Origin of the sequence: Pontibacter saemangeumensis (assembly GCF_039541895.1) — a bacterium.
GTDB lineage: Bacteria > Bacteroidota > Bacteroidia > Cytophagales > Hymenobacteraceae > Pontibacter > Pontibacter saemangeumensis.
Window position 1 is genome coordinate 277312 of record NZ_BAABHC010000005.1, and the last position, 25156, is coordinate 302467.

General features: G+C 54.7%; 25 protein-coding genes. All 25 read left to right on the forward strand.

Annotated elements, in window-relative coordinates:
- The first annotated feature begins 52 nt into the window (after positions 1–52).
- The 25 genes from ABD920_RS07430 to ABD920_RS07550 all read left to right on the forward strand — a co-directional run bounded on the left by ABD920_RS07430 (position 53) and on the right by ABD920_RS07550 (position 25000).
- Positions 53–3877 (forward strand): efflux RND transporter permease subunit, encoded by a 3825-nt coding sequence (locus tag ABD920_RS07430; protein ID WP_345157956.1) that lies wholly within the window; start codon positions 53–55, stop codon positions 3875–3877.
- Positions 3874–5160 (forward strand): TolC family protein, encoded by a 1287-nt coding sequence (locus tag ABD920_RS07435; protein ID WP_345157958.1) that lies wholly within the window; start codon positions 3874–3876, stop codon positions 5158–5160. The genes ABD920_RS07430 and ABD920_RS07435 overlap by 4 nt, the downstream gene beginning before the upstream one ends.
- The gene (locus ABD920_RS07440; RefSeq protein WP_345157959.1) at positions 5141–7000 is read left to right on the forward strand and encodes an efflux RND transporter periplasmic adaptor subunit; all 1860 of its coding nucleotides are present in this window, start codon (positions 5141–5143) and stop codon (positions 6998–7000) included. Before ABD920_RS07435 ends, ABD920_RS07440 begins: the two co-directional genes overlap by 20 nt.
- A gap of 59 nt (positions 7001–7059) precedes the next feature.
- Entirely contained in the window at positions 7060–7629 is a 570-nt protein-coding gene (locus tag ABD920_RS07445; protein ID WP_345157961.1) for a DUF3347 domain-containing protein, read from the forward strand.
- A gap of 39 nt (positions 7630–7668) precedes the next feature.
- The gene (locus ABD920_RS07450) at positions 7669–8043 is read left to right on the forward strand and encodes a heavy-metal-associated domain-containing protein (RefSeq protein WP_345157962.1); all 375 of its coding nucleotides are present in this window, start codon (positions 7669–7671) and stop codon (positions 8041–8043) included.
- Between the two features lie 63 nt (positions 8044–8106).
- Positions 8107–8568 (forward strand): hypothetical protein, encoded by a 462-nt coding sequence (locus ABD920_RS07455; RefSeq protein WP_345157963.1) that lies wholly within the window; start codon positions 8107–8109, stop codon positions 8566–8568.
- Positions 8569–8594: 26 nt separating this feature from the next.
- Positions 8595–9242 carry an SCO family protein gene (locus ABD920_RS07460; RefSeq protein WP_345157964.1) on the forward strand — a complete coding sequence of 216 codons (648 nt, stop codon included), beginning with the start codon at positions 8595–8597 and terminating at the stop codon, positions 9240–9242.
- Positions 9243–9254: 12 nt separating this feature from the next.
- Positions 9255–9818 (forward strand): helix-turn-helix domain-containing protein, encoded by a 564-nt coding sequence (locus ABD920_RS07465; RefSeq protein ID WP_345157967.1) that lies wholly within the window; start codon positions 9255–9257, stop codon positions 9816–9818.
- Positions 9819–9942: 124 nt separating this feature from the next.
- Positions 9943–10266 carry a hypothetical protein gene (locus tag ABD920_RS07470; protein ID WP_345157968.1) on the forward strand — a complete coding sequence of 108 codons (324 nt, stop codon included), beginning with the start codon at positions 9943–9945 and terminating at the stop codon, positions 10264–10266.
- Positions 10267–10477: 211 nt separating this feature from the next.
- Positions 10478–10684: an SHOCT domain-containing protein gene (locus tag ABD920_RS07475; RefSeq protein ID WP_345157969.1), complete on the forward strand. Its 207-nt coding sequence runs from the start codon at positions 10478–10480 to the stop codon at positions 10682–10684.
- Positions 10685–10757: 73 nt separating this feature from the next.
- A complete protein-coding gene (locus ABD920_RS07480; protein WP_345157970.1) occupies positions 10758–11117 on the forward strand; it encodes a four-helix bundle copper-binding protein in 360 nt (119 codons plus the stop codon).
- 377 nt (positions 11118–11494) lie between these two features.
- Entirely contained in the window at positions 11495–12451 is a 957-nt protein-coding gene (locus tag ABD920_RS07485) for an IS110 family RNA-guided transposase (RefSeq protein WP_345157971.1), read from the forward strand.
- 160 nt (positions 12452–12611) lie between these two features.
- On the forward strand, positions 12612–13292 hold the full coding sequence (locus ABD920_RS07490) for a DUF3347 domain-containing protein (RefSeq protein ID WP_345157973.1): 681 nt from the start codon (positions 12612–12614) through the stop codon (positions 13290–13292).
- A 249-nt stretch (positions 13293–13541) separates the two neighbouring features.
- Positions 13542–15779, forward strand: coding sequence for a heavy metal translocating P-type ATPase (locus tag ABD920_RS07495; protein ID WP_345157975.1), 2238 nt, complete (start codon positions 13542–13544; stop codon positions 15777–15779).
- Positions 15780–15901: 122 nt separating this feature from the next.
- The gene (locus ABD920_RS07500; RefSeq protein WP_345157976.1) at positions 15902–16117 is read left to right on the forward strand and encodes an SHOCT domain-containing protein; all 216 of its coding nucleotides are present in this window, start codon (positions 15902–15904) and stop codon (positions 16115–16117) included.
- Positions 16118–16152: 35 nt separating this feature from the next.
- Positions 16153–17511, forward strand: coding sequence for an MBL fold metallo-hydrolase (locus ABD920_RS07505; RefSeq protein WP_345157977.1), 1359 nt, complete (start codon positions 16153–16155; stop codon positions 17509–17511).
- 30 nt (positions 17512–17541) lie between these two features.
- Positions 17542–17844 carry a heavy-metal-associated domain-containing protein gene (locus ABD920_RS07510; RefSeq protein WP_345157979.1) on the forward strand — a complete coding sequence of 101 codons (303 nt, stop codon included), beginning with the start codon at positions 17542–17544 and terminating at the stop codon, positions 17842–17844.
- Between the two features lie 180 nt (positions 17845–18024).
- Complete coding sequence (locus ABD920_RS07515; protein ID WP_345157981.1) at positions 18025–18531, forward strand: hypothetical protein; 507 nt, start codon at positions 18025–18027, stop codon at positions 18529–18531.
- Positions 18532–18533: 2 nt separating this feature from the next.
- Positions 18534–18722 (forward strand): hypothetical protein, encoded by a 189-nt coding sequence (locus ABD920_RS07520; protein ID WP_345157982.1) that lies wholly within the window; start codon positions 18534–18536, stop codon positions 18720–18722.
- A gap of 583 nt (positions 18723–19305) precedes the next feature.
- Entirely contained in the window at positions 19306–20043 is a 738-nt protein-coding gene (locus ABD920_RS07525) for an SDR family NAD(P)-dependent oxidoreductase (protein WP_345157983.1), read from the forward strand.
- A gap of 100 nt (positions 20044–20143) precedes the next feature.
- Positions 20144–21346, forward strand: a complete 1203-nt coding sequence (locus ABD920_RS07530) for a family 1 glycosylhydrolase (RefSeq protein ID WP_345157984.1) — start codon at positions 20144–20146, stop codon at positions 21344–21346.
- 191 nt (positions 21347–21537) lie between these two features.
- Positions 21538–22644: an NAD-dependent epimerase/dehydratase family protein gene (locus ABD920_RS07535; protein ID WP_345157986.1), complete on the forward strand. Its 1107-nt coding sequence runs from the start codon at positions 21538–21540 to the stop codon at positions 22642–22644.
- Positions 22645–22671: 27 nt separating this feature from the next.
- Positions 22672–24267, forward strand: a complete 1596-nt coding sequence (locus ABD920_RS07540) for a vitamin K epoxide reductase family protein (protein ID WP_345157987.1) — start codon at positions 22672–22674, stop codon at positions 24265–24267.
- A 118-nt stretch (positions 24268–24385) separates the two neighbouring features.
- On the forward strand, positions 24386–24679 hold the full coding sequence (locus ABD920_RS07545; RefSeq protein WP_345157988.1) for a hypothetical protein: 294 nt from the start codon (positions 24386–24388) through the stop codon (positions 24677–24679).
- A 195-nt stretch (positions 24680–24874) separates the two neighbouring features.
- Entirely contained in the window at positions 24875–25000 is a 126-nt protein-coding gene (locus ABD920_RS07550) for a hypothetical protein (protein ID WP_345157989.1), read from the forward strand.
- The last annotated feature ends 156 nt before the right edge of the window (positions 25001–25156 follow it).

Sequence of the window (25156 nt, forward strand, 5' to 3'; positions counted from 1 at the left end):
GCTTTGTCTTTACGGAGCCATGTTGTCTATTCCTTTACAACAAGAAACAACTATGCTTAACAGAATAATCAGATTTTTTTTAACGAATAAACTGGTGACGGCCTTGCTGACTGTTGCCTTCGTGGCCTGGGGTATTTCCACCGCCCCCTTTAACTGGGGTATTGATTGGATGCCCAGAGACCCCGTGCCGGTCGACGCGATACCGGACATTGGGGATAACCAGCAAATCGTCTTTACCGAATGGAAAGGCAAGTCTCCGCAGGACATTGAGGACCAGATAACCTATCCGCTCACCACAGCACTCTTAGGGGTTCCGGGCGTGAAAACCGTCCGCAGCAGCTCCATGTTCGGTGTTTCCAGCATCTACGTCATCTTTGAGGAGGATGTGGAGTTTTACTGGAGCCGCTCCAGGATACTGGAGAAACTCAACTCTTTGCCTTCCGGCACCTTGCCCGAGGGTGTTCAGCCAGCGCTGGGGCCTGATGCCACGGCGCTGGGGCAGGTGTACTGGTACACGCTGGAGGGCCGCAATCCTGAGACGGGGGAGCCCACCGGCGGCTGGGACCCGCAGGAGCTGCGCTCCATCCAGGACTTTTACGTGAAGTACTCCCTTGCGTCCGCTGAAGGCGTGTCCGAGGTGGCCTCTATCGGAGGGTACGTAAAGGAATACCAGGTGGACATCGACCCTATCGCCATGAGAGGCCACGGGGTGAACGTGCGGCAGATCATGCAGGCCGTGCAGGAGAGCAACCAGGATGTGGGGGCCCGCACCATCGAGTTTAACAAAGCAGAATACCTGGTGCGCGGCCTTGGTTACATCGAAAGCATCGATGACCTGGAAGAGGCCGTGGTGGCCGTGAATGAGAATACGCCGATCCGGCTGCAGGATGTCGCCCGCGTGCACATGGGGCCCGCCACCCGGCGCGGCGGCCTGGACAAAGGCGGGGCCGAAGCAACAGGAGGGGTGGTCGTGGCCCGCTATGGCTCCAACCCACTCGCGGTGATCAACAGCGTAAAGGACCAGATCGAGGAGATGGCGCCCGGTTTGCCGAGCAAGGTGCTGCCGGACGGCACCGTCTCCAAGGTAACGGTGGTTCCTTTCTACGACCGCACGGGCCTTATCTACGAAACGCTGGGCACGCTGGAGGAGGCCCTCACGCTGGAGATACTCATCAGCATCATCGTGGTGGTGGTCCTGGTGCTGAACCTGCGCGCCTCCATCCTGATCTCCAGCCTGCTGCCTATCGGGGTGCTGATGACCTTTATCGTAATGCGCTACGCCGGAGTCGACGCCAACATCGTGGCCCTGTCCGGCATCGCCATTGCCATCGGGGTAATGCTGGATGTGGGGGTCATCTTCACCGAGAACATCATCCGCCACCTGGAGATGCCCGGGAACGAGGGGCGCTCCAAGCTGGAGGTAATATATGAGGGGACGATTGAGATCGCCTCTGCCGTGCTGACGGCCCTGGCTACGACCGTTATCAGCTTTATTCCCGTTTTCGCCATGACAGGGCAGGAAGGCAAGCTGTTCGGCCCCCTGGCCTTCACCAAGACCTTTGCCCTTTTAGCGGCCCTGTTCGTGGGCATCGTGGTCATCCCCGCGCTCGCCCACGCGCTGTTCTCCCTTGAGTTCGGCAAGAGCAGAACGAGGAGGATATGGAACTTCAGCCTTCTTGCTTTAGGTGTGCTGGTGCTCTTCTATGTACCCTGGGCAGGCATCGTTCTTCTTGCATTGGGAACGAATAACCTGTTGGAGCCATACTGGCCAGAGGATAAAAAGCGGTACCCTACCTACCTGAATGTGGGGATCGTGCTGGTGGGTGTGCTTTACTTCCTGACCAAAGAGTGGCTGCCGCTGGGCGCGGCGCATAGCTATGTGACCAACCTCATTTTCGTGGCAGGCATCATTGCGTTTTGGTTAGGGGCATTGCTTGCCATGGTGAAGTACTACCAGCCTATACTGTCCTGGTGCCTTCGCAACAAGTGGAAGTTCCTCTCCATGCCTATCCTTATCGTGCTGTTCGGCATTCTGGCCTGGCAGGGCTTTGACAGAGTTTTTGGCTTTGCGGCCAGCGGGGCGGAGAAGCTGGGGTGGAACGTGCGGGAGACAGGCGCCTGGGTGGCTGTGAGCGAGACTTTCCCGGGCGCCGGGGAGGAGTTCATGCCGCCGCTGAACGAGGGGACCTTCCTGCTGATGCCTTCCACCATGCCGCATTCCGGCGTGGAGGAGAACATTGAGACCATCCGCCAGCTCGACCTGCTGGTGACGGCCATCCCCGAGGTGGATGTGACGGTCGGGAAATGGGGGCGCGCCGCCACGGCCCTCGACCCTGCGCCTATCTCTATGTTCGAGAACGTCGTTAACTACAAGTCAGAGTATGTGCGGGACCAGGACGGGTACCGCGTCGCCTTTGAGGTGAATGACGAGGGTCAGTATGTGCTTAAGAACGGGGAGGTATTCGATCCGGAAACGATGGAGCGCGCGGACCTGGACGTTTCACTGCTGGTGCCGGATCCTAATGGATCCTATTTCCGCCAGTGGCGCGACCATATCCAGTCCCCGGACGACATCTGGGAGGAGATTGTGGCTGCCTCCAACCTGCCGGGCATGACCTCGGCCCCGAAACTACAACCCATTGCCACGCGCCTGATCATGCTATCTACCGGCATGCGGGCCCCGATGGGCCTGAAAGTGTTCGGCCCTGACCTGGAGACCATCGAAAAGGTGGGCCTGCAGATGGAGGATATCCTCAAGGAGGTGCCAGGGGTGAAGGATCCTTCTGTCTTCGCCGACCGCGTGGTGGGAAAGCCGTACATGGAGATCGACATCAACCGGAAGGCGATCGCCCGCTATGGCCTTTCCATTGCGGATGTGCAGCGGATCATCAGTGCGGCCGTCGGTGGCATGGAAATGACCACCACCGTGGAGGACCGCGAGCGGTACGCGGTTCGGGTGCGCTACGCCCGGGAGTTTAGGGACAACCCCGAGGATGTGAAAGGCCTGCTCGTTCCTACCCCTACCGGGGCGCAGGTGCCCCTGGGGCAGCTGGCGGAGATAAATTACGTGCAGGGGCCGCAGAACATCAAAAGCGAGGACACCTACCTGCTGGGCTATGTCATCTTCGACAAAGAGGAAGGCTTTGCAGAGGTAGAGGTCGTGGAGAACGCACAGGAAGTGATCAATGAGAAGATCGCCTCCGGCGAGTTCGAGGTGCCGGCGGGCGTGAGCTACAAGTTCGCGGGGAACTACGAAAATCAGCTCAGGGCCGCCAAGACACTTTCCATCGTCATCCCAATCAGCCTGCTGGCCATCTTCCTGCTCCTCTACTTCCAGTTCGGGGAGGTGCAGCCGACGCTGATGGCCTTCTCCGGGGTGTTTGTGGCCTTCTCCGGCGGCTTTATCCTGCTTTGGCTCTACAACCAGGGGTGGTTCCTGGATTTCACCCTCTTCGGGGAGAACATGCGGGACGTGTTCCAGATACGCCCCATCAACCTGAGTGTGGCCGTGTGGGTGGGCTTCATCGCCCTCTTCGGCGTTGCCACCGATGATGGCGTGCTGATGGGCACCTACCTCAAGCAGGTGTTCGCAAGGGAGGACACCACCGACAGGGACTCCATCAGAAGAGCCGTTGTGATGGCCGGAAGCCAGCGGGTAAGGCCTGCCGTGATGACCACCGCCACCACTATCATAGCTTTACTTCCTGTGCTCACTTCTACCGGAAAGGGCTCGGACATTATGATCCCGATGGCCATCCCGACGTTCGGGGGCATGTTTATTCAGTCCATCACCATGTTTGTGGTGCCGGTGCTCTACAGCATGTGGCAGGAGAGAAAGTGGGCAAAGAAACCAAAAGCATTAGCAAAAGCATCATGAAAGACAAAAGATATAAAAATATAACGTATTGGCTTCTCGCCTTCAGCCTTGCTCTGCTGCCCCTGCTTTCGCAGGCGCAGGAAGAGAGGCCGGTAGACAGGTACCTGGTGCAGGGAGCAGAGAACAACCCGAGGCTCAAGGCGCTGTTCACAGACTACCTGGCGGCGCTGGAGCAGGTGCCGCAGGCAGGGGCGCTACCCGACCCGCAGGTGAGCTTCGCCTATTTCCTTCAGCCCGTCGAGACGCGCGTGGGGGCGCAGCGGGCCACTTTCTCGGCAAGCCAGATGTTCCCCTGGTTCGGCACGCTGGAGGCCCAGGAGCGGGTGGCCGCCCAGCGGGCCAAGGTGCGGCTGCAGGCCTTTGAGGAGGCCAAGCTGGAGCTTTACCGGGACATCCGCGTCACCTACAACGACCTGTACTACCTGCAAGCAGCCACCCGCATCACAGAGGAGAACCTGGAGATCCTCACTTCTTTTAAGGAGCTGGCGCAGGTGTATTTTGAGACAGGGCAGGCAGGGCTGTCAGCCGTGCTGCAGGTCGAGATGGAGGAGGAGGAGCTACGCAGCCGGCTGGAGTACCTGGCCGACAGCAGGGAGCCGCTGGTGACAAGGTTCGAGCAGCTACTGAACACGGACCTGCAGGAACCCATCACCTTTCCGGACTCCCTGTGGGAAGAGGAGCTCTTGCTGGAGAAGGAGGCGATTTACAACACCCTGCTGGCGCAGAACCCCCGGCTCGAGCAACTCCGGCAGGAGGCCCAGGTGTATGAGAACCAGGTAGAAGTGGCCAGGAAAATGGGCCTTCCCGCATTTACGCTGGGGGCGAGCTACACCAGCATCGCAGGCAGGGGAGGCGTGGAGATGCCCGACAACGGGCAGGACGCGGTTCTTTTCCCGCAGGTAGGCATCAGAGTGCCCATCTACCGAAAGAAGTACAGGGCCATGCAAAAAGAGGCCGTGCTGGAAAAGGAGGCTGTGGAACTTCGGAGGGAGAACCTGGAGAACCAGCTGCTCACGGAATTGGAGGAGGAGTACAGGGACTTGCTGGACGCGCGGAGAAAGGTTGTCCTCTACAAAAGGCTCACGTCATTAGCCGAAGAGTCCTTTGCCCTGCTGCAGGAGGAGTTCTCCACGGGCAGGAACAGCTTTGAGGAGGTGCTCCGCATGGAGCGGCAGCTCCTGAACTACCGTTTAGAACTGGCCCAGGCCAGAACAGCCCTGAACAACCGAGTTTATAACATCAACTACTTAATGGGAAGCCGATATGAGACAGAAGATAGATAAAAGAATGTGGTATTTCGGGCTGGGCTTTTTAGCGCTCGGCCTGCTTTTGGGGTGGGTGTTCTTCGGCGGGGAGGCCGAGGCCCCTGTAACAGAGGAGCGAGCTGAGCTGGCCCATGCGCACGGGGAGGAGGGGGAAGGCACTATCTGGACCTGCGCCATGCACCCGCAGATCCGCATGGACGAGCCGGGGCAGTGCCCCATCTGCGGCATGGACCTGATTCCGCTGCAGGAAGGAGGAGGGGCGACTGTCTCCGTCAACGAGATACAGATGACGGAGGCGGCCATGCAGCTGGCCAACGTGCAGACCGTCGCGGTGCAGCAGGCGGAACCGACAAAGGAGCTTCACCTTCCCGGGAAGGTAAAGGCAGAGGAAACAGCCGTAGGGGACATCACAGCCCGTTTCCCCGGCCGCATCGAGCGGCTGCACGTGAATTTCACGGGGCAGGAGGTAAAGAAGGGCCAGCTTTTGGCCAGCATCTACTCCCCTGAGCTGATCACGGCGCAGAAAGAGCTGCAGGTGGCCGCGCGCCTCCGGGAAACGAACCCTTCTTTCTATGAGTCCGCCGTGCGCAAGCTCAAGCTCTGGAATATTTCAGATGCGCAGATCGGTCGCATCGCAAGCGGCGGAAAGCTACAGGACAACCTAAATATCTATGCCACACAGTCCGGCACGGTCGTGGCCAAAAACGTGAATGTGGGCGAGTACGTGAGCGAGGGGCAGCCCCTGTTCCAGGTTACCTCCCTGGATGACCTGTGGGTGCTCTTCGATGCTTATGAAAGCGATCTGCCCTGGATAGAGGTAGGCGATGAGGTCCGCTTCACGGTGCCGTCACTTCCGGGTGAAGTGTTTACCAGCAAGGTCACCTTCATCGACCCCATCATCAACCCGGAGACACGCGCCGCCTCAGTGCGTACAGAGGTGACAAACAACAATGGGAAGCTCAAGCCCGACATGTTTGCGCAGGGCGTGCTGCAGAGCGAGCTGGACGTGGCTGCCAGTGCCCTGATGATCCCGAGGACGGCGGTGCTGTGGACGGGGAAAAGAGCCGTGGTGTACGTGAAGGACCCTGCGTTTGAGCAGCCGACCTTCGAGTTCCGCGAGGTGGGGCTGGGCCCTGAGGCTGGGGACATGTACGTGGTGAACAGCGGCCTGAAGGCAGGCGAGGAAGTCGTGACCAACGGTGTGTTCCAGGTGGATGCGGCGGCCCAGCTGCAGGGCAAGGTGAGCATGATGAACCCGAACGCTGACCCCGGTGTGGCCGGGGGCGCGATGGCCGGAATGCCAGGAATGGACATGCCGGGAATGGACATGGCGGGGACAGAGGCGAACCTGTCGCAGACCCCAACTTCGAAATTCGTGGAGGGGGATGCGGTTGACCTGCGGGATCAGGTGCCGGCGGCTTTCAAGAAACAGCTAAACGACGTGGTGGATGCTTACCTTAAGCTGAAAGAGGCTTTGGTGGAGGCAGATGAGAAAGAGACGGCCAAATACAGCACGGCCCTGCTGGCAGCCCTCAACAAGGTGGATGACAAACTGCTGAAGGGAGACGCAAAGGATTTCTGGGAGGAGAAGAAAAGCTTCCTGTTCCAGCACGCCAAACTTTGCAAGGAGGCAGACACCATCGAAGGGAAACGCGAGAACTTCATCTTCCTGTCCCAGCCGCTCATCAAGGTAGTGGAGGCCTTCGGGGCACGGCAAACGCTCTACGTGGACTTTTGCCCGATGGCCAAAGGGGGCGAGGGGGCCTACTGGCTTAGCGAGACAAAAGAGATACGCAACCCGTTCATGGCAGCGAACATGCGCACCTGCGGCGAGGTGAAAGATGTAATTAAACCGTAATTATTTTTTATAACCCTAAATTTTTAAAGATGAAAAAGTGCAATCTAAAATGGGCTTCTATGATCGTAGCGATGATGCTGTTCACCTTCATGACGGCCTGTAGCAGTGATCAGCAGGAAGCCGCCAAAGAAACAGAAGAAATGGGAATGGCTGACGGCATGGAAGGCATGGGTGAAATGGAAGGCATGGACATGGCGCAGCAGGGAAATGAGGCAGCCGCTGTCAATACAGAAGGTGAGCCGGCCTTTGTGAAGGCGTACATGGACATCAAGAATGCCCTGGTGAATGACAACTACGAGCAGGTGAAGCAGGCGGCAAGCGATCTTCAGGAAGGCCTGGAGAGCAGCAAGCTAAGTGAAGGACAGCGCAGCCAGCTAATGGAAAGTGCTGGGCAGTTAGCCGAAGCCCAGGACATAATGGCCCAGCGGCAGGCCTTTGCCCAGCTGTCACGGCAGCTGTACCAGGCAATGAAAGACATGAAAGTGACCGACAAGCCTCTTTACTGGCAGCACTGCCCCATGGCACTGGATGGGCAGGGGGCCAATTGGCTGAGTTTTGAGGAGCAGGTAAGGAATCCCTTCATGGGCCAGAAAATGCCCGGCTGCGGATCCGTTGAAGAAACTATTTAGTGAATTTATAATCAAGTTAGAGAGCAATTAACCTATAAAATGAGAAAGAATATTTTAACCATCGCCCTTATGTTCGGCTCCTTTGCCGGTGTTTCAGTACAGGCACAGAATACAAATACCACAAAGCAGACAGCAGTGGCCCAGGCCACGGAAACTGCCACCTTTGAAGTGAATGGCAAGTGCGGCATGTGCAAGAAGCGCATCGAAAAAGCTGCCCTTGGGCCAGAAGGCGTTCAGTCCGCCAGCTGGGACGTGGAGACAAAAGCCCTCGCCGTAAAGTATGATCCGGCCAAGGTAACGGAGGCCGACATCCAGAAGCACGTTGCCGGCGTGGGACACGACACGGAGCAGGTAAAGGCAACGGAGGAGGCTTATGGCAGCCTGCCCGGATGCTGCCAGTACGAAAGAATGTAAATCTGTAAAAGGCAGGGGCGGTAAAGCCTCTGCCTTTTCTTATTCCCCATTAGCATGCTTAAGATGAAAAGAAAAGACTTTAAGTGCCTGTACCCCTTTCTGATAACATTCCTGTTTTCCCTTTCCCTGTTCTCCTGCAAGCAGCAACAGGCATCCGCTGCGGAGGACCAGGAGGAACCGGGTGAGGTGGAGGCCCTGAAAGGGGGGGTGATGGGCGTGCACGATGAGATTATGCCACGGATCGGGACGCTGATGCACCTGAAAAAGGAGCTGAAGGAAAAAGTGGCACAGTTGGACACAGCGGATGCTGATAGCAAAGACGAGGCAGCGGCCCTGCTGCTGACCATAAAAGACCTGGAGGAGGCCGATGAGGCCATGATGCAGTGGATGCGCACCTACGAAGACCCTGATCAGGCGATGGGAAAAGCCCGGGCCCTGGAGTACCTGGAGCTTAAGCGGAAGGAGATACTCACGGTAAAAGAAAAAATGGAGGCCAGCGAAACTGCTGCCAAATCCATGCTTTGAACTTGAAACGCTTAGTTAAAAGATAAATGAAACGGAAGACCTTAAAACACAGCCTCTACCTGAGCCTGGTTTTTGTAATGGCGGCGCGCTCCTCGTGCCAGGAAGAGGAGGAGCGCCTGCCTGTCCTGGGGCCAAGGGAAGTCCAGGCGGGGGACACCCTCTACCACACCATCCCGGATTTCGCCTTCGTGGACCAGGACAGCTCCCTTGTGACGCCGGAGACTTTTAAGGGAAGCGTCTATGTGGCTGACTTCTTTTTCACCTCCTGCCCCACGATCTGCCCAAAGATGAAGAGCCAGATGCTGCGCGTGTACGGGAAGTACAAGTATAACGAGCGCGTGAAGTTCCTCTCCCATTCCATTGACCCTACGCATGACACGGTGGCTGTGCTGAGGGATTACGCCGACCGGCTCGGCGTAGACTCCGAGAGATGGCACTTTGTCACGGGCGACAGGGAGGCCATCTTCGATATTGCCCAGAACAGCTACATGGCGAGTGCCATGGAGGATGAGGCTGAGCCGGGCGGGCTGGTGCACAGCGGCGCTTTCCTGCTGATTGACTCCCGACGCAGGGTGAGGGGCCACTATGACGGCACCAAGCCCGAGGAGGTGGACCAGCTGATGCAGGACATGGATCTACTGCTTCAGGAGGAGAATTCCCATGATATACAATAGATAGAAAAACTTATGGAAGGAACTACTTTTCAAGTCAAAAACATGGTGTGCCCCCGCTGCATCACAGTGATCAGCAGTGAGCTGGAGGCACTGGGCGTGGCGTTCGAGATTGACAGGCTCGGGGAGATCACCATCTTCGGCCATGGACAGGTGGACATGGCCGCTGTGAAGCAGGTGCTGGCAAAGCATGACTTTGAGCTGATCCAGGACAAGGACGAGCTGCTTGCAGAGCAGGTGAAGCTGGCCGTGCTGGACCTTGTCCAGGGTAACGTGACCACCAACCTCCGCAACTCGGACTACATCGCCGAGCGGGTCGGCCAGTCCTACAGCAGCCTGAGCAAGACGTTCTCCAAACGGGAGGGCATCACGATTGAAAAGTACCTCATCCTCCAGAAGATAGAGAAGGTGAAGGAACTCTTGGAGTACGAGGAGATGAACCTGAGCGAGATAGCCCGCAAGCTCGGTTACAGCAGCGTGCACCACCTTTCCAACCAGTTCAAGACCGTGACGGGGCTGACGGTGAACCAGTACAAGGAATCCGGGGACAGGGAGAGAAACGCCATAGGTAAAGTGTGAGGCGAAATCTTGTACATTTCATCCGGAATCATGTACAACGGATAAGCCTTTTTTGGGGTTTACTATATAAGAACGCTAAGGTAGGCGTTCGGATAACCAACTAGTAAATTAAAAAACGAAGATTATGAAGACTAAGATGAAGATAGTACTCGCCGCCCTTTCCGTGGCTTTCCTGATGGTGTTCTCGCTTAACGTGTTCTCGCAAGGGAACAAGCCGCAGCAGGAAGACAAAGGCAAGAAGTCCGGTTGCATGGCCATGATGGAGAGCAAAGACATGGAGGGATGCATGGCGATGATGGAGAGCGAAGAGATGCAGGCCATGTGCGCCAAGATGATGAGCGGCATGCAAGGCGGAATGAAAATGGACGGTGACATGAAAATGGACCCTAACATGAAAATGGACGGGAATAAGGACAAAGCCGCTGAGCCCAAGAGCCAGAAGCTTTAAGCCGGAGCCCGGAAAGGCTACCCGGCTTACCACAATACGGGGCATGGCGGAATGACTTCTGACAGGAAGTCATAAAAAGGTAAGATAGTGAAGGGCACTGGCTTTCTTTAGCTGTTTGTCTGGCCGCCCTTCGCTACCTGCCCTGCTTGTGGCAGTACCTGAGCCAGGCAAACAAACTAAAGTAAGATGTTAAACTAAAGTAATTATAAAAATGGAATTTTTCGGATATAGTTTCCTTTGCACGCTTCTCTTTGCAGGCGTGGTGTTTATGCTCCTCTATGAGCTGTTCTCTCCCTCTAAAGACGGAGGCAAAGAAAGCCCGCTGGACGTGCTGCGCAAGAAGTACGCCTCCTTTGAGATGAGCACAGAAGCCTATGAAGAGCGCAGAGAAGTGCTCGGGCGGGACTTAAAGAAATAAAGCATGTATTACCAAAGCCTGCCTGCTCAGGCAGGCTTTTCATTTATCCCTTAACTAACAAACAATTAAAACTATGAATCACGAATTAGAGAACAACAGCAATCACAAAGACTTACTCCGAATTCTGGCCGCGTGCGGTGCAGAGTGCGACGTCACTTTTAACGCCAGTTTGGACAATGATAGAACCGATGAGCTGACACGTGTCATCAGGCTATGCCGGGACTGCGCCAACATATGTTACGCCACGGCAAGATTTGTGGGTTCAGACTCGGAGCACGCCAGGCACCTGGCCAGGGAGTGCGCCGAGATCTGCAGGAGTTGCGCGGAGGCATGCGAAAATAATGTGGATAAAGAACACGAGTGCAAGCCTTGCGCCAAAATCTGCCGCGCGTGCGAGGAAGCGTGCAGAAGCTTTGCAGGTGTGGAAGCTTAAACATACCCTTATAATTTAATCGGAGATAAAGGCCTGTCTGAACAGGCGGGCCTTTATCTTTCGGGTAAAGTTATATAGATCCTTTTCCTGATTACATCCTATGTTTGTAACTAATCCTGTAGGTATCTTTTTCCCTTTTGTTGATTGGGTTGAAAGTTTATCAGAAACAGAGAAAATGAGTATCTAAGCTGTAGACAAAAAGACTGGGTAGGGAATAAGATTCCTGCTTAACATGGGTTCTAAAAGCCCGCGCTTTATGACAATCCCCCTACCCGGCTTCTTCACCTTGAACAGTTCATTAGGCCCAGAGCCTGCATCAGGATGTTGAGTGCAAGAGAAGCTATCTTTCTGTCACCTGAATAACCTAAAAACATGACATGATGGAGCAAACTTACATGGGTATCGATGTGGCCAAAGACAGTTTTGTGGTCGCTACAAAACTGGATGGCAGTGTCACCACTTCCTTGCACAGCAACGACAAAAAAGGCATCAGCAGCTTCCTTAAGAGCCTATCGAACCAGACTTGGTGCATCATGGAAGCAACAGGAGTGTACAGCCTGCACTTAGCTGTAGCGCTGTATGAAAAAGGAATCAGAGTATCTGTGGTGAATCCTCTGCAGATCAAGCGCTTTGCCCAGGCCAAGCTCAGAAGCACGAAGACAGACCGGGTGGATGCTGCGCTGATTGCCGAGTACGGGGAGCGCATGCAGCCAAAGCTCTACGAGCCGCCAGCCCCCTTCATGCGGAAGCTGCAGCAACAGCGCATGCCCCTGAAGCTGCTGGTCAAGAGCAAGCGCTCTTTCTCCAACCAGTTGCATGCCCTGTCCCAACTGGAAGAAGCGGATAAAGCCGCTGTGAAGGCCTGCAAAGCAGTCTTGGCAAGCATAGAAAAGCAAATCGAGGTACTGGAGCGCCAGATGCAGCAACATGCGGAGGAGCATTGCAGAGATTTGTTTGCCCTGCTGCAGACCATTCCCGGCATCAGCACTAAGTCTGCCATTGAGCTCATTGTGGTCTCCGCCGGGTTCAAAAACTTTACCTCTGCCAGGCAGTTCAGCGCCTTTATCGGGATCTGCCCCTGTATCAATGAGTCCGGTACATCGATAAGAGGATACAGGGGGATCAGCAGGATCGGGGACAAAAACATAAGAGCCACACTGTACATGTGTTCCATGACGGCAAAGGTCTACAACAAAGCTTGCCGGGAGCTCTATGAGCGGATGGTGGCGGCAGGAAAAGCAAAGAAGGTAGCCTTGGTGGCCGTGATGAACAAGCTGATAAAGCAGGTGTTCGGAATGGTAAGATCAGGAGAGGTTTACTCAGCACAATGCTGAACGCAGCTGCTGGAATAAAAGCACAGATACACTTGCTTTTTAGCACAGTTCATAAAGCCTTATCTGAAGCCGATGGGTTTAAATTCAAAGAGAACAACTCAGAATTAATTGTGATGACAGACAGCTACTTAACAGCTACTCGATGAAAAGATAAAGCAAAATGAACAAGGTACTTGCCAAGCCAACGTCTATCGCGGTTACTGCCCTGGTACTCGTTTTTCTTTCAGCGTGTGAGGGTAAAAAGAAGGAAGTGGCAGAGAATGAAGCTGACCCGATGGAGGCTCACGGGAACATGGATATGAACTATGGGACAATTGATGACTCTATCAGGAAGAACCAGATTCCGATCACCGAATTTGTAGAAGGAGGTACTTTGGACTTTAGCCAGGAAGCCCCGGCAGCGTTTAAGCAGCAGCTCAACAGGGTTGTAGATACTTACCTTGCACTAAAAGAAAGCCTGGTGGCAGCAGATGAAAAGGAGGTGGAGCGTGCCAGTACACGCATGATGGCGGCGCTGCTTGAGGTAAACGACGGACTGTTGGCCGGGAGTGCCCATGATTTCTGGAAAGAGAAGAAGTTCTTCCTGATGGACCATGTGGAGCTTTGTAAGGAGGCCAAAACGATGGAGGGGAAAAGGGAGAACTTCGCCTTTGTCTCCGAGACAAAGATAAAGGCGGTGGATGTTTTCGGAGCAGGCCGGCAAACGCTGTACGTCCAGTACTGCCCCATGGCTAACGGCAACAAAGGGGCCTATTGGTTAAGTGAGGCAAAGGAAATCCGGAACCCTTACATGGGGCAGCAAATGCCGGCGTGCGGTGAAACAAGAGATACCTTGAACTGACCTGCTGCCATGTACATGAATCATGTGAACAGGGGCTTTTTAGCTGGTTCTCACACTAACAGTTAAACGCGAACTGTAGCGGCTGCATAAAGCCACCGCCCCGGTTTTTTAATAAGGAGGCTTCTGCGGGAGGCCGGAAGTGTACATAGAAGACCCGAATAAGTTTCTTGTGCGAGTAGAGCACATTAAGCCATCACAACACAGTACAGGCAGTTGAAAAGCAGGGTTCAAAATCGAAAGGATGAGGCAATGGAAGATGTAATCGCAAAACCAACAGTTAAAGACAGGTATGAAATAGAAGGAATGACCTGTGCCTCCTGCGCCAACAGCGTCGAGAGTATGCTGTCTCATGTGGAGGGAGTGAAGTCGGCCAGCGTGAACTTCGCCGACGCCAGCGTGCTGGTGGAGCACGAGCCGGAGGTGGCCACTCCCGAGAAGATGCAGGCGGCCGTCGCAGAGATTGGCTACAGCCTGGTAGTGCCCGATAAGGCAGATCAGGAGAGCCGTGAGGAGAGGGAGGAGAAGAAACTGCGCGATACCAGGTTTAAGTTGATTGTGGCCACGGTGCTTTCCGTGCCTGTGCTGCTGATCGCCATGGTCTTCCCGGCAATCCCTTATGCCGACTGGATCATGCTGGCGCTTACCGCCCCGGTGGTGGCTTGGAGCGGGAAGGACTTTTTCATCATTGCCTATAAAAGGGCCCGGCACCTCTCCGCCAACATGGACACGCTGATTGCCCTGGGAACGGGGGCTGCCTTCCTGTTCAGTGCCTTCAACACCTTTTTCCCGGGGTACCTCAGGAGCAGGGGCCTGGAGCCGCACGTGTACTATGAGGTGGCCGCTGTCATCGTGGCCCTGATCCTGCTGGGCAGGTACTTTGAGGAGAGGGCCAAGTCGCGCACCTCCGCCGCCATCAGGAAACTGATAAACCTCGGGGTAAAGACCGCAAGGGTCATCCGCGGGGGCACAGAGCTGGAGGTTCCGATAGGGGAGGTAGCGAAGGGGGACATTATCCTGATCAGGCCCGGAGAGAAGGTGCCGGTAGACGGAAAGATCACAGAGGGAAAGTCTGTGATAGACGAAAGCATGATCACGGGCGAGTCCATCCCCGTGGAGAAAGAGGCTGGTGATGCGGTGATCGGAGCCACGATCAACAAGACGGGCAGCTTCAGGATGGTGGCCGAGCGGGTGGGCAGCGAGACCATGCTGGCGCAGATCATAAAGCTGGTGCAGGAGGCGCAGGGGAGCAAGGCGCCTATCCAGAAGCTGGTTGACCGTATATCGTCCGTGTTCGTTCCGATCGTGATCGTGATTGCCATCCTGAGCTTTATCGCCTGGAGTGTGTGGGGGCCGGAGCCCCAGATCACCTACGCCATCATCGCGGCGGTCACCGTGCTTATCATCGCGTGCCCCTGCGCCCTTGGCCTGGCAACCCCCACCGCCATCATGGTGGGCATCGGCAAGGGGGCGGAGAACGGCATCCTGATCAAGAATGCCGAGAGCCTGGAGCTGGCGCACAAGCTCAATGCCATCGTCGTAGACAAAACAGGCACCATCACGCAGGGCAAACCGGAGGTGACCGACGTGCTCTGGGACCTTTCCCCGGAGGGAAGGCAGGAAGCCTCCTGTGTTGTGTATGCGATGGAGGCCCAGTCGGAGCACCCGCTGGCGCTGGCCGTCGTCAACCACCTGAAGCCGGAAAGCCCTGAGGCCGTTTCCCTGGACAGCTTTGACAGCGTCACAGGGAAAGGCGTGAAGGCAAGCTACAACGGCAAGCGGTACCTGGTCGGTAACAGAACGCTGCTGGATGAAAACCAGGTAGCGGTCCCTCCCTACCTGCAGATGGAGGTGGAGAAGTTAAGCCGGGAGGCCAAGACCATCATCTATGTGGGGCAGGACGAGGAAGCCGTCGCCGTCATCGCCATAGCGGACACCATCAAGGAAACCTCCAAGGCGGCCATCGCCGCCCTGCGGCAGATGGGGCTGGCCGTGCACATGCTGACAGGCGACAACCGGCAGACGGCAGAGGCCATCGGCCGGCAGGCGGGGGTGGACCATATCCAGGCGGAGGTGCTGCCCGCCGACAAAGCGGCTTATGTCAAAGCGCTTCAGGCCAGCGGCCTGAAGGTGGCCATGGTGGGTGACGGCATCAACGACTCCCCGGCCCTGGCGCAGGCAGACGTGGGCATTGCCATGGGAACGGGAACGGACGTGGCCATAGAGAGCGCCGAGATCACGCTTATCAAAGGCGATTTGGAGGATATCGTGACCGCGATCAGGCTCTCCAAAGAAACAGTGAAGACGATCCGGCAGAACCTGTTCTGGGCCTTTATCTACAACCTGGTCGGTATCCCGATCGCGGCGGGGGTGCTGTACCCTTATACGGGCTTTCTGCTGAACCCGATCTTCGCCGCCGCCGCCATGGCCTTCAGCTCCGTGTCTGTGGTAACCAACAGCCTGCGGCTGAAGGCAAAGTCCTTCAAGTAGCAATAAAGTGGCTGCACGTAAAACTGCCTTGCTTGTGCGAATGGTGTTTCCAGGAAAAACAGGCGCAGGGGAGGCAAAGGCAATAGAGTAACCATGGTATTAAACTTTTAAAGCAAGTAGATATGGACAATGAATATCACGTGATGGGCATGAACATGGTCTGGTGGATCATATGGATGGTTTTGATCTTTGCCATCTTTTTCTTCCCTACGCCACGGACAAGAGTGTACAGAGAAACCCCTTTGGACATTCTTCAAAAGAAGTATGCCAGTGGGAAGATGGCAACAGAGGAATATGAGGAGCGGAAAGCCATACTGCAAAGAGACAAAGGCAAGTAGCGGTAGAGAATGAAGTGCTTTAACCTAAGTTAGAAATGATGCGTGTTCAAAGATTTTATGACGAGGGCCTGGCGCATGCCTCCTATGCGGTGCTGAGCGACAAGCAGGTGGCGCTCGTGGACCCTGCCCGGGACCCGCAGCCTTACGTTGACTTTGCAGAGCGGCACGGGGCAAGGGTCGTGGCGGTGGTGGAGACGCACCTGCACGCGGACTTTGTGAGCGGCCACCTGGAGATTCACGGTACAACAAGCACACCCGTCTATATCAGCAAGCTGGCAGCGGCCTCCTACCCTCACATTGCCTTCGATCAGGGTGATGAAATTAAGGTGGGGAAGGTAAAGCTTCAGGCCCTCAGCACGCCCGGCCACTCCCCGGACGGCATCAGCGTTCTTGTGACGGATGAGCAGGGAGAGGCGCATGCCGTATTCACAGGGGATACCCTGTTTGTGGGGGACGTAGGCAGGCCTGACCTGCGGGAGGACTCGGCTGACTCCCGCACGAGGCGCGAGGAGTTGGCAAGGCAGCTCTACCGCTCCACGCGCGAGGTGCTGCTGCAGCTGGATAGGGACGTGAGGGTGTATCCGGCGCACGGCCCAGGCTCCCTCTGCGGGAAAAGCATCAGCAGCGACCTTTCCAGCACAATAGGGCAGGAAGCCGCACACAACTACGCCCTTCAGCCCATGTCAGAAGACGCCTTTGTCCGAGTGCTCCTGGAAGAGCAGCCCTATATCCCCAGGTACTTCAGCTACAACGTGGCTCTGAACAGAAAGGGTGCCGCAGCTTATGGTAAGAGCGTGGAGGTCGTGCCCCGGCTAAACAAGTACGCCTCGCTCCAAAACAGTGTCTTACTGGTGGATGCGCGCCCGCAGCGGCAGTTCAAGGCAGGCCACCTTCCCGGCGCTATCAACATCATGGACGGCAAGAAGTTCGAGACATGGCTGGGCTCCCTTGTGGGACCTGAAGAGGAGTTCTACCTGTTGGCCGAAAGCGAGGAGGCCCTGGAAGGCCTCATCCGGAAGGCGGCAAAGATCGGCTATGAGCAGAATATCAAAGGGGCCCTGCAGGCGCCAACCTATGGGCAGCAGCGCAGCCCTAAGATAGACCTTGATGCGTTCCGGAAGCACCCGCGTGACTTTACGATTGTGGACCTCCGCAATGCCCAGGAGGTAAAGGGTGATGAAATTTTTAAGGAGGCTGTTCACATCCCCCTGCCGGAGCTGCGTGACAGGGCAGACGAGATCGGCTCAGACAAGCCCGTGGTGGTCCACTGCGCGAGCGGCTACCGGTCAGCCATCGGGGCCAGTATCCTGGAGAAGTCTATCGGCGCCCCCGTCTATGACCTGGGGGAGGCGGTGAGGGATTTTAAAAGCCCGGCTGCTAAGGCAGCTAAATAACTAATTATGTTAAACCTAAATATGACAATCATGGAAAACGAAAAGCAAAATTATAACGGGAGCCAAACCGGCAGTATAGTAGAAGAGACCTTCCCCGTGGAGGGCATGACCTGCAGCGGGTGCGCCAATGGCGTGCAGCGGTCCCTGACAAAGCTGGAGGGTGTGAAGTCGGCGGAGGTCAGTCTTTCCGACGCGTCTGCCACTGTGGCCTATGACCCAAGTGCGGTGACACCCGAGCAGATGCAAAAGGCCGTGGAGAGTGCCGGCTTTAGGTTCGGCAAGAGCGAAGGCCCGGAGCCTGGCAAACAAAACCGTTCCGGCGGCTGCTGCTAACTAAAAGAGAGGGGCTGTGATTCCACCACCGCCCCTCTACCTGTTTAAGCAAGCGTTATAATGATTTAGACCATGCTCCTGAAAAGAAGCTGAAAACAGAACAAAGGGGAAAAGGATACCCCTGAAACAGCACTTTGAACACTAATCACACATTTTAAAACTATGATACGATTTAAAACTATGAAACGATTAGTCCAAACGACAGCCCTTTTATTTGTGATGGCCTTTGCCGCCACCGGTTGTGCGGGCCAGAGAACGGCAGGCGCCTCCACCATGCTTCAGGATGAGGAGAAGAAAGAGCAGATTTTCTCTGCCATCCTGAATGACCGGGAAATGCGGGCGGAGCTTATGAAGCGGATGATGGCCGAGGGCGATGGCTCAGGCATGATGATGCAGCACATGATGCAGGCGGCGGAGGGTGACACGGCCACCTGCCGGATAATGGGCTCCATGATGATGGAAAACCCGCACATGATGGACATGATGATGGGCTCTATGATGGACAAAGCGGAGAGCGATGATGCCGTGTGCCGCAAGATGTGCCTGATGATGATGGACAGCGACAAGATGAAAGGCATGATGCAGCAGATGCAGGGGCAGCCGTCAGGAGGGAGCAAGGCAAACGGAGGCAGTAACATGAAAACTCACCTTGACGGGAAGCACACTGAAAACAGTAAAGACAGATAGGCATGGGAAATATGATGAAATGGATATTGATAGGGTGCCTGGTGGCGGTGGCGGTGGCGCTGGTCTTTGGGCTGCCGCTGCTGGGCATAGAGGGGTACGGGGACTGGGGAACCTGGCTGCTGCTCCTGCTGGTACTGGCCTGCGTGCTGCCCATGCTGCTGATGAACCGCAAAAAAGGTGATAATGAGTAATTCAGTTATGAGAGAAGTAAAAAAGGAACCTAAAAAACTAGAAGAGAAAAATTATGAAAGGAATGGACGGTATGATGCAGGGCTGTAACGGCTGGATATGCATGATGCTCGGTGGCGTATTATTCCTTATTGCTTTGGTCTTACTGATTATATGGCTGTTCAAAAAAACACGCCGATAATTTTCAAAGAGCTTATGCACCTAAAAAATATACAAGCCTATTTTTCATCGCAATAGAGAGGAACAGCATGCCATTAATTTGAAATTGTTAAAAAAATAAGGAGAGCACACGCGGTTGATTATTAGCAAAGAGATGAAATCCTTGGAGATACTTTCAACTGGTAGATTCAAGGAAGCCTACTCTGTGTTGGTTGCCCCTTCCCATTTGCCGGCAAAAGTACAGGAACCCGCCGCTCCCGTATCAGCAGCCGAAAATAGCAGTATGGTTAAAAAGCCAGTAGGTAAGGAAAATAGTTCTTCTGTAATCCCATTTCCCCGACCAGTTTCCCTGGCAGCTGTTAAGATTACCTTGTACCGGGGATTATGTCCAATGGTATTACGCCCTAATCAGAAAAAATTAAATATATGAAAAAGATGCGCTTTGAAGATAAAATATGCCTTGTATCGGGAGGGAGCTCCGGCATAGGCAAAGCTACCAGCTTACAGCTTGCCCGGGAAGGGGGGAAAGTTGTTGTCATGAACCGGAATGAGGAAGAAGGAAAAGAAGTAGTGGCGGAAATAAAGGCTGCGGAGGGAGAAGCCATTTATATAAAAACGGATGTTGGGGTTTCCGCTGATGTCCGGGCTGCGGTACAACAGACCCTGGATACCTGGGGCAAGGTTGATGTACTCATCAATAATGCCGCCATGATGACCTTCAAGCCGGTTACCGAAATCTTAGAAGAAGAGTGGGAAAAGCTGATGGCGGTCAATCTAAGAGGTATGTTCCTATTCTGTAAGCTCTGTATCCCGCATATGCAGGGAGGTGCCATCGTAAACGTAAGTTCCGTGCATGCCCACCAAACCACGGGCCGGGTAGCTCCTTATGCCGCCAGTAAAGGAGCCATAGAAGCCTTTACCCGGGCCCTTAGCCAGGAAGTCCCTATTAAAAAATTACGAATAAACAGTGTAGCTCCCGGGGCGGTCAACACACCCATGCTTTGGTCAAACCCCAATGTACAAAATGGCACGGAAGAAACAGAAGGTGCCGTTGGAGAGCCGGAAGACTTGGCGGAGGCCATTTGTTTCCTGGCTTCCGATGAAGCGAAATTCATCAACGGGACCACCTTAGTAGTGGATGGCGGCAGGTTAGCAGCGTTATAATTTAGAGGTGCCATTCAGATTCCTCTTATACAGGCAAGCGTTCTCACCTTTTGTTTTCAAAGCTTTTAACAGGAAGAAACCTTTAGGCAATAGACACAGGATGGAAAATAGATTCATGTTCAGCACCGGTATTGAAAATAGCTATCCTACTATCCGCTTACCGGATGGAACGATGAAGCGCATCGATAGCATGGAAAAATCCGGTCATTATCAGCGGTGGAAAGAAGACTTTAACCTGGTGAAAGACATGGGCCTGGAGTTTCTGCGGTATGGTCCCCCGTATTATAAAGTCCATCTGGGTCCAAACAGATATGATTGGGCCTTTACCGATGAGACCTTTAACTATTTAAAGGAAGTGGATATTACACCCATTGTTGATCTGTGTCATTTTGGCGTACCCGACTGGATCGGAGATTTCCAGAACCCGGATTGGCCTGTTCATTTCGCTGAATATGCCCGGGCATTTGCCAGGCGGTTCCCTTACCTGCAGTTCTATACTCCGGTCAACGAGATCTTTATCGCGGCTACTTTTTCGGCGCAGTATGGCTGGTGGAACGAGCGCCTGGCCAGCGATAAAGCCTTTGTTACGGCGCTGAAAAATTTATGTAAGGCCAATGTGCTGGCCATGCAGGCCATTTTGGAGGTTCACCCCCAGGCCATTTTCATTCAAAGTGAATCATCAGAATATTTTCATGCTTGCCATCCGGCCTGTATCCCACAGGCAGAGTTCCTTAATGAAAAACGATTCCTCTCTCTGGATCTTACTTATGGTTATCCGGTAAGTGTAATTATGTATGAGTATTTACTCAAGAATGGCATGACCGAAGAAGAATACAACTGGTTTAGGGACAATAACATAAAAGCCAAATGCATCATGGGCAACGATTACTACTGGACCAATGAACACCTGGTTCATAAAGACGGAACGACCAGTGCATCCGGTGAGGTATTCGGCTATTATGTAATTACCCATCAATATTTTAGCCGCTACCGGCTTCCCATCATGCATACAGAGACTAATATGAAGGAACCTGACGCTGTAAACTGGCTGCAAAAGCAATGGGCCAATGTTTACCGCCTAAGACAGGATGGCGTGCCTATCATGGGCTTTACCTGGTACAGTTTAACTGACCAGGTGGATTGGGATACGGCTTTACGGGAAGATGCCGGCCGGGTAAATCAATTGGGATTGTATGACTTAGACAGGAAAATACGACCGGTAGGAATAGCTTATAATGAAATAGTTGAAGAATGGAAAGAGGTGTTAGCGAAAGAAAGCTATGGCGTCCACATGAATTATTAGCAGCCTGTTAAACCTGGCCACAAAATGCTAAAGCATCTTCAAAGGTCAGGGCGGTGGGATATAAAGGGCTGTGGAGTAGTCGGCCTAAGGACGTAGCCATAGCAGATTCCCAGAGTACCGGAGAGCTTACCAGCCTGTCTGTGATCGTCGCTTTACAAGAACATGCAGATGAAATTTAATACGTAGAAACTATGGAACATACCAACAGTGCAGGGGCACGAAACTCCGACAAGGAGGTCATCATCGTCACGGGAAGCAGCGGACTTATAGGCACGAGTATCATCAAGCGGATGTCAGAGAAATACCGCATCGTAGGTTTGGACAATACCGGCTACCCCTTTCCCCCCAGGGAGGCTGAGTGCGTATGCTACGACATTACCTCAGAAGGCAGCATCAGGGCGGCCATGGAGCGTGTCCGTTACGGCTATGGGGACAAGATAGCCTCCGTCATTCACCTGGCGGCCTACTACGATTTCTCGGGAAAGCCGAGCCCGCTGTACGAGAAGATAACCGTCAAAGGCACGGAGAACCTTTTGCGCGTACTGCAGGGCTTCGAGGTGGAGCAATTCGTATTCTCCAGCACCAACCTGATTTACAGGCCCACCTCACCCGGGCAAAAAATCAACGAAGACTGCCCTTTGGAGCCGAAGTGGGACTACCCCGAGTCAAAGGTGGACACCGAAAAGGTGATCCTGGAGAACAGGGGCCGCATGAAAGCGGTGCTGTTGCGCATTGCCGGGGTTTATGACGATAAAGGGCACTCCATTCCCGTCTCCCATCAGATACAGCGCATCTACGAGAAACAGTTCACCAGCCACTTTTACTCGGGCGACACCTCCCACGGCAATGTTTTTCTACACCTGGAGGACCTGGTGGACGCCCTTGAGAAGACAGTGGAGCGAAGGAGCGTCCTTCCGGATGAAGTAGCCATCAACATCGGGGAGTCGGAGACGCCAAGCTACCAGGACCTGCAGGAAAGGATCGGTTCCCTGCTGCACGGGGAGGAATGGAAGACCTATGAAGTCCCGGCACCATTGGCAAAAATCGGTGCTTACGGCATGAACCTGCTCGGGGACGCCTTTATCAAGCCCTGGATGATCGACCGGGCTGACGACCATTACGAACTGGATATTTCGCGGGCCCGCGACCTGCTTGGCTGGGAGCCCCGGCACCGGCTGCTCGACACCTTGCCCATCATTATAGGGAAACTGAACGAAGACCCCGTAGCCTGGTACCAGGAGAACGACCTAGACCTTCCTGCTACTCTGGAAAAAGAGCAGGAGCAGAAGAAAGGCTGAAAGAGCATCACATTCAAACATAAAACTATGGAAGAAAAGCACAACGGTCACGGTGGCATGGGCAAAAGGGGCGTCACGCGCCCCATGTCCGAAATGAAAATGCAGCAGCACAATGGGATGGAGGATGATGGTGAACATCAGCAGGACGAGCACAAGAGAGGGGATTACAAGCATGAGGACCAGCAGCATGAGGCGAGCTCTGGCCATGGCATGATGATGTCGGATGACATGCGGGGCAAGATGCTCCACATGCACCACATGCAGACGCTTTGGGTGTACTGGGCCCTCGTTATCTTCGGCATCTGGATGGTGATGTCCCCGCTGACCTTCGACTATGGGAGGGCGGTAGCTGAGCCGAGCGGTGGCCGTGAGGTGTGGCTGAGCCTTGAGCAGCGGATCAGCTTCATGAAGTGGAGCGACATCATCAGCGGCCTTGGTTTGATCTTTTTCGGTTGGCGCTCCCTGACCCCCAACCGCCCCTACAGCCTCTGGATCTGCTGCTTTATCGGCATCTGGTTGAGCATGGCGCCCCTGCTCTTCTGGTCTCCCTCGGAGCTGGCCTACCTGAACGGAACGCTGGTAGGTGCCCTGGTGATTGCCCTGACCGTTCTCATACCCGGCATGCCCAACATGATCAAGTTTATGAAGATGGGTTCTGAGGTGCCGCCGGGCTGGAGCTACAACCCCTCCAGCTGGCCGCAGCGCTGGATCATGATCGTGCTGGCCTTCGTCGGCTGGATGGCCTCCCGCTACATGGGCGCCTTTCAGCTGGGCTACATTGACCACGCCTGGGACCCCTTCTTCGGCAACAGCACACGTGAGGTGCTCAACTCCGACATGTCGCACGCATGGCCTGTGTCTGATGCGGCCTTGGGTTCCCTAGCCTACACCCTTGAGTTCCTGATGGGCTACATGGGTGGACCATCCCGCTGGCGCACCATGCCCTGGATGGTGCTGTTCTTCAGCATCCTGGTTATTCCCCTGGGGTTCGTGAGCATTTTCCTGGTCATCTCGCAGCCTCTGGCCGTGGGCGCCTGGTGTACCCTGTGTTTGGTAACCGCCGCTGTCATGCTGCCCATGATACCGCTGCAGCTGGATGAGGTAACCGCTATGGGCCAGCACATGGTGCAGGCGAAACGGAGGGGAGATAACCTGTGGGAGGTTTTCTGGAAGGGAGGCAAGCCTTTCGAGCAAAACAAGGATGAGCGCTCGCCGGAGATGATGGAGCTCCCGCAGAAGCCGGGAAAAGTGTTTATGGCCTCCATCTGGGGGATGAGCTTTCCCTGGGCTTTGGTGCTCTCCACTGCTATTGGCCTGTGGCTGATGTTTGCCCCAGCCGTCTTTGGCGTGAGCATCGAGTCCAGAGCGGCCGACATTAGCCACCTGGGAGGGGCCCTGATAGTAGTAGTGGCCGTCACCTGCATGGGAGAGGTCCTAAGGGCAGGGCGCTACCTGAATGTGCCGCTCGGCCTGGCAGTGGCCGTCTGGCCATGGTTTCTGCCCGACAGTACCCTTGCCCTCAACGTCAGCAGCGCAGTGGCAGGGCTTGCCGTAGCGGCGCTCTCCATACCGCGCGGGACTGTAAAGGAGAAGTACGGCTTATGGGACAAGTATGTGAAATAGAAAAAGCTGAACCACGAAGAGAAAAACCGCAACCACCCAACCCTTAAGAACAGGCGGCCTGGTGCTTACCCTATTCCTTAGCCTAACAACGCTCCTTGGCTGCGGTAAGGGAGAGGATATGATGCATGGCGGGATGCTGGGCAGGGAGGACATGATGGACCCGGAGGCGCAACAGGACATGATGGACATCCGCCAGCTGCTGATGCAGCACGAGAAGATATCGCGGAGGGTGGAGAACCTGGAGAACGGGGTCAAAACCAGAACTGTATCTGATGGCCCTCAGATTGCAGCGGCCATTCGTACGCACGTGCGCCAGATGAATGACAGGATGAAGGAAAACAAGCCTATCCGCCAGATGGAGCCTGTTTTCCGGGAGCTTTTGAGAATGCCGATAAAGTTAAGCTTCAAATAGAGGATATTAATAATGGTGTAGTCGTTACAGAAACGTCCAACGACCCCCAGGTCGTCCTGCTGATACAGCAGCATGCCAACAGGGCGGTAAGCGAGTTTGTGAAGTACGGGAGGGAAAGAGCCATGCAACCAACACCGCTACCGGATGGGTACAAAGAATAACTTACAGGATCTTACACTTATAAACCTTTTACCTATGATGCATGGAATGATGGATGACTGCTGCGGTGGCATGGCCATTTTAATGTGGATGGGCATGTTTTTGCTTTCTATCCTGCTGGGCTTGCTCTTTGTCTGGCTGGTGAAGCAAATCAGAAAGTAAGGGCAAAGGTAAGTACGGCAGGCGCTGGTCCACACACCTGATAGACCTAAACAAGAGGCACTTGTCCAGTGATTCTGCCAGGACTCCAGAACCTCTCTGGGAGACGGAGGACGTTAACAGAGCCTTAAGGTTATTTACGCCATGCTGTAGCTCAAT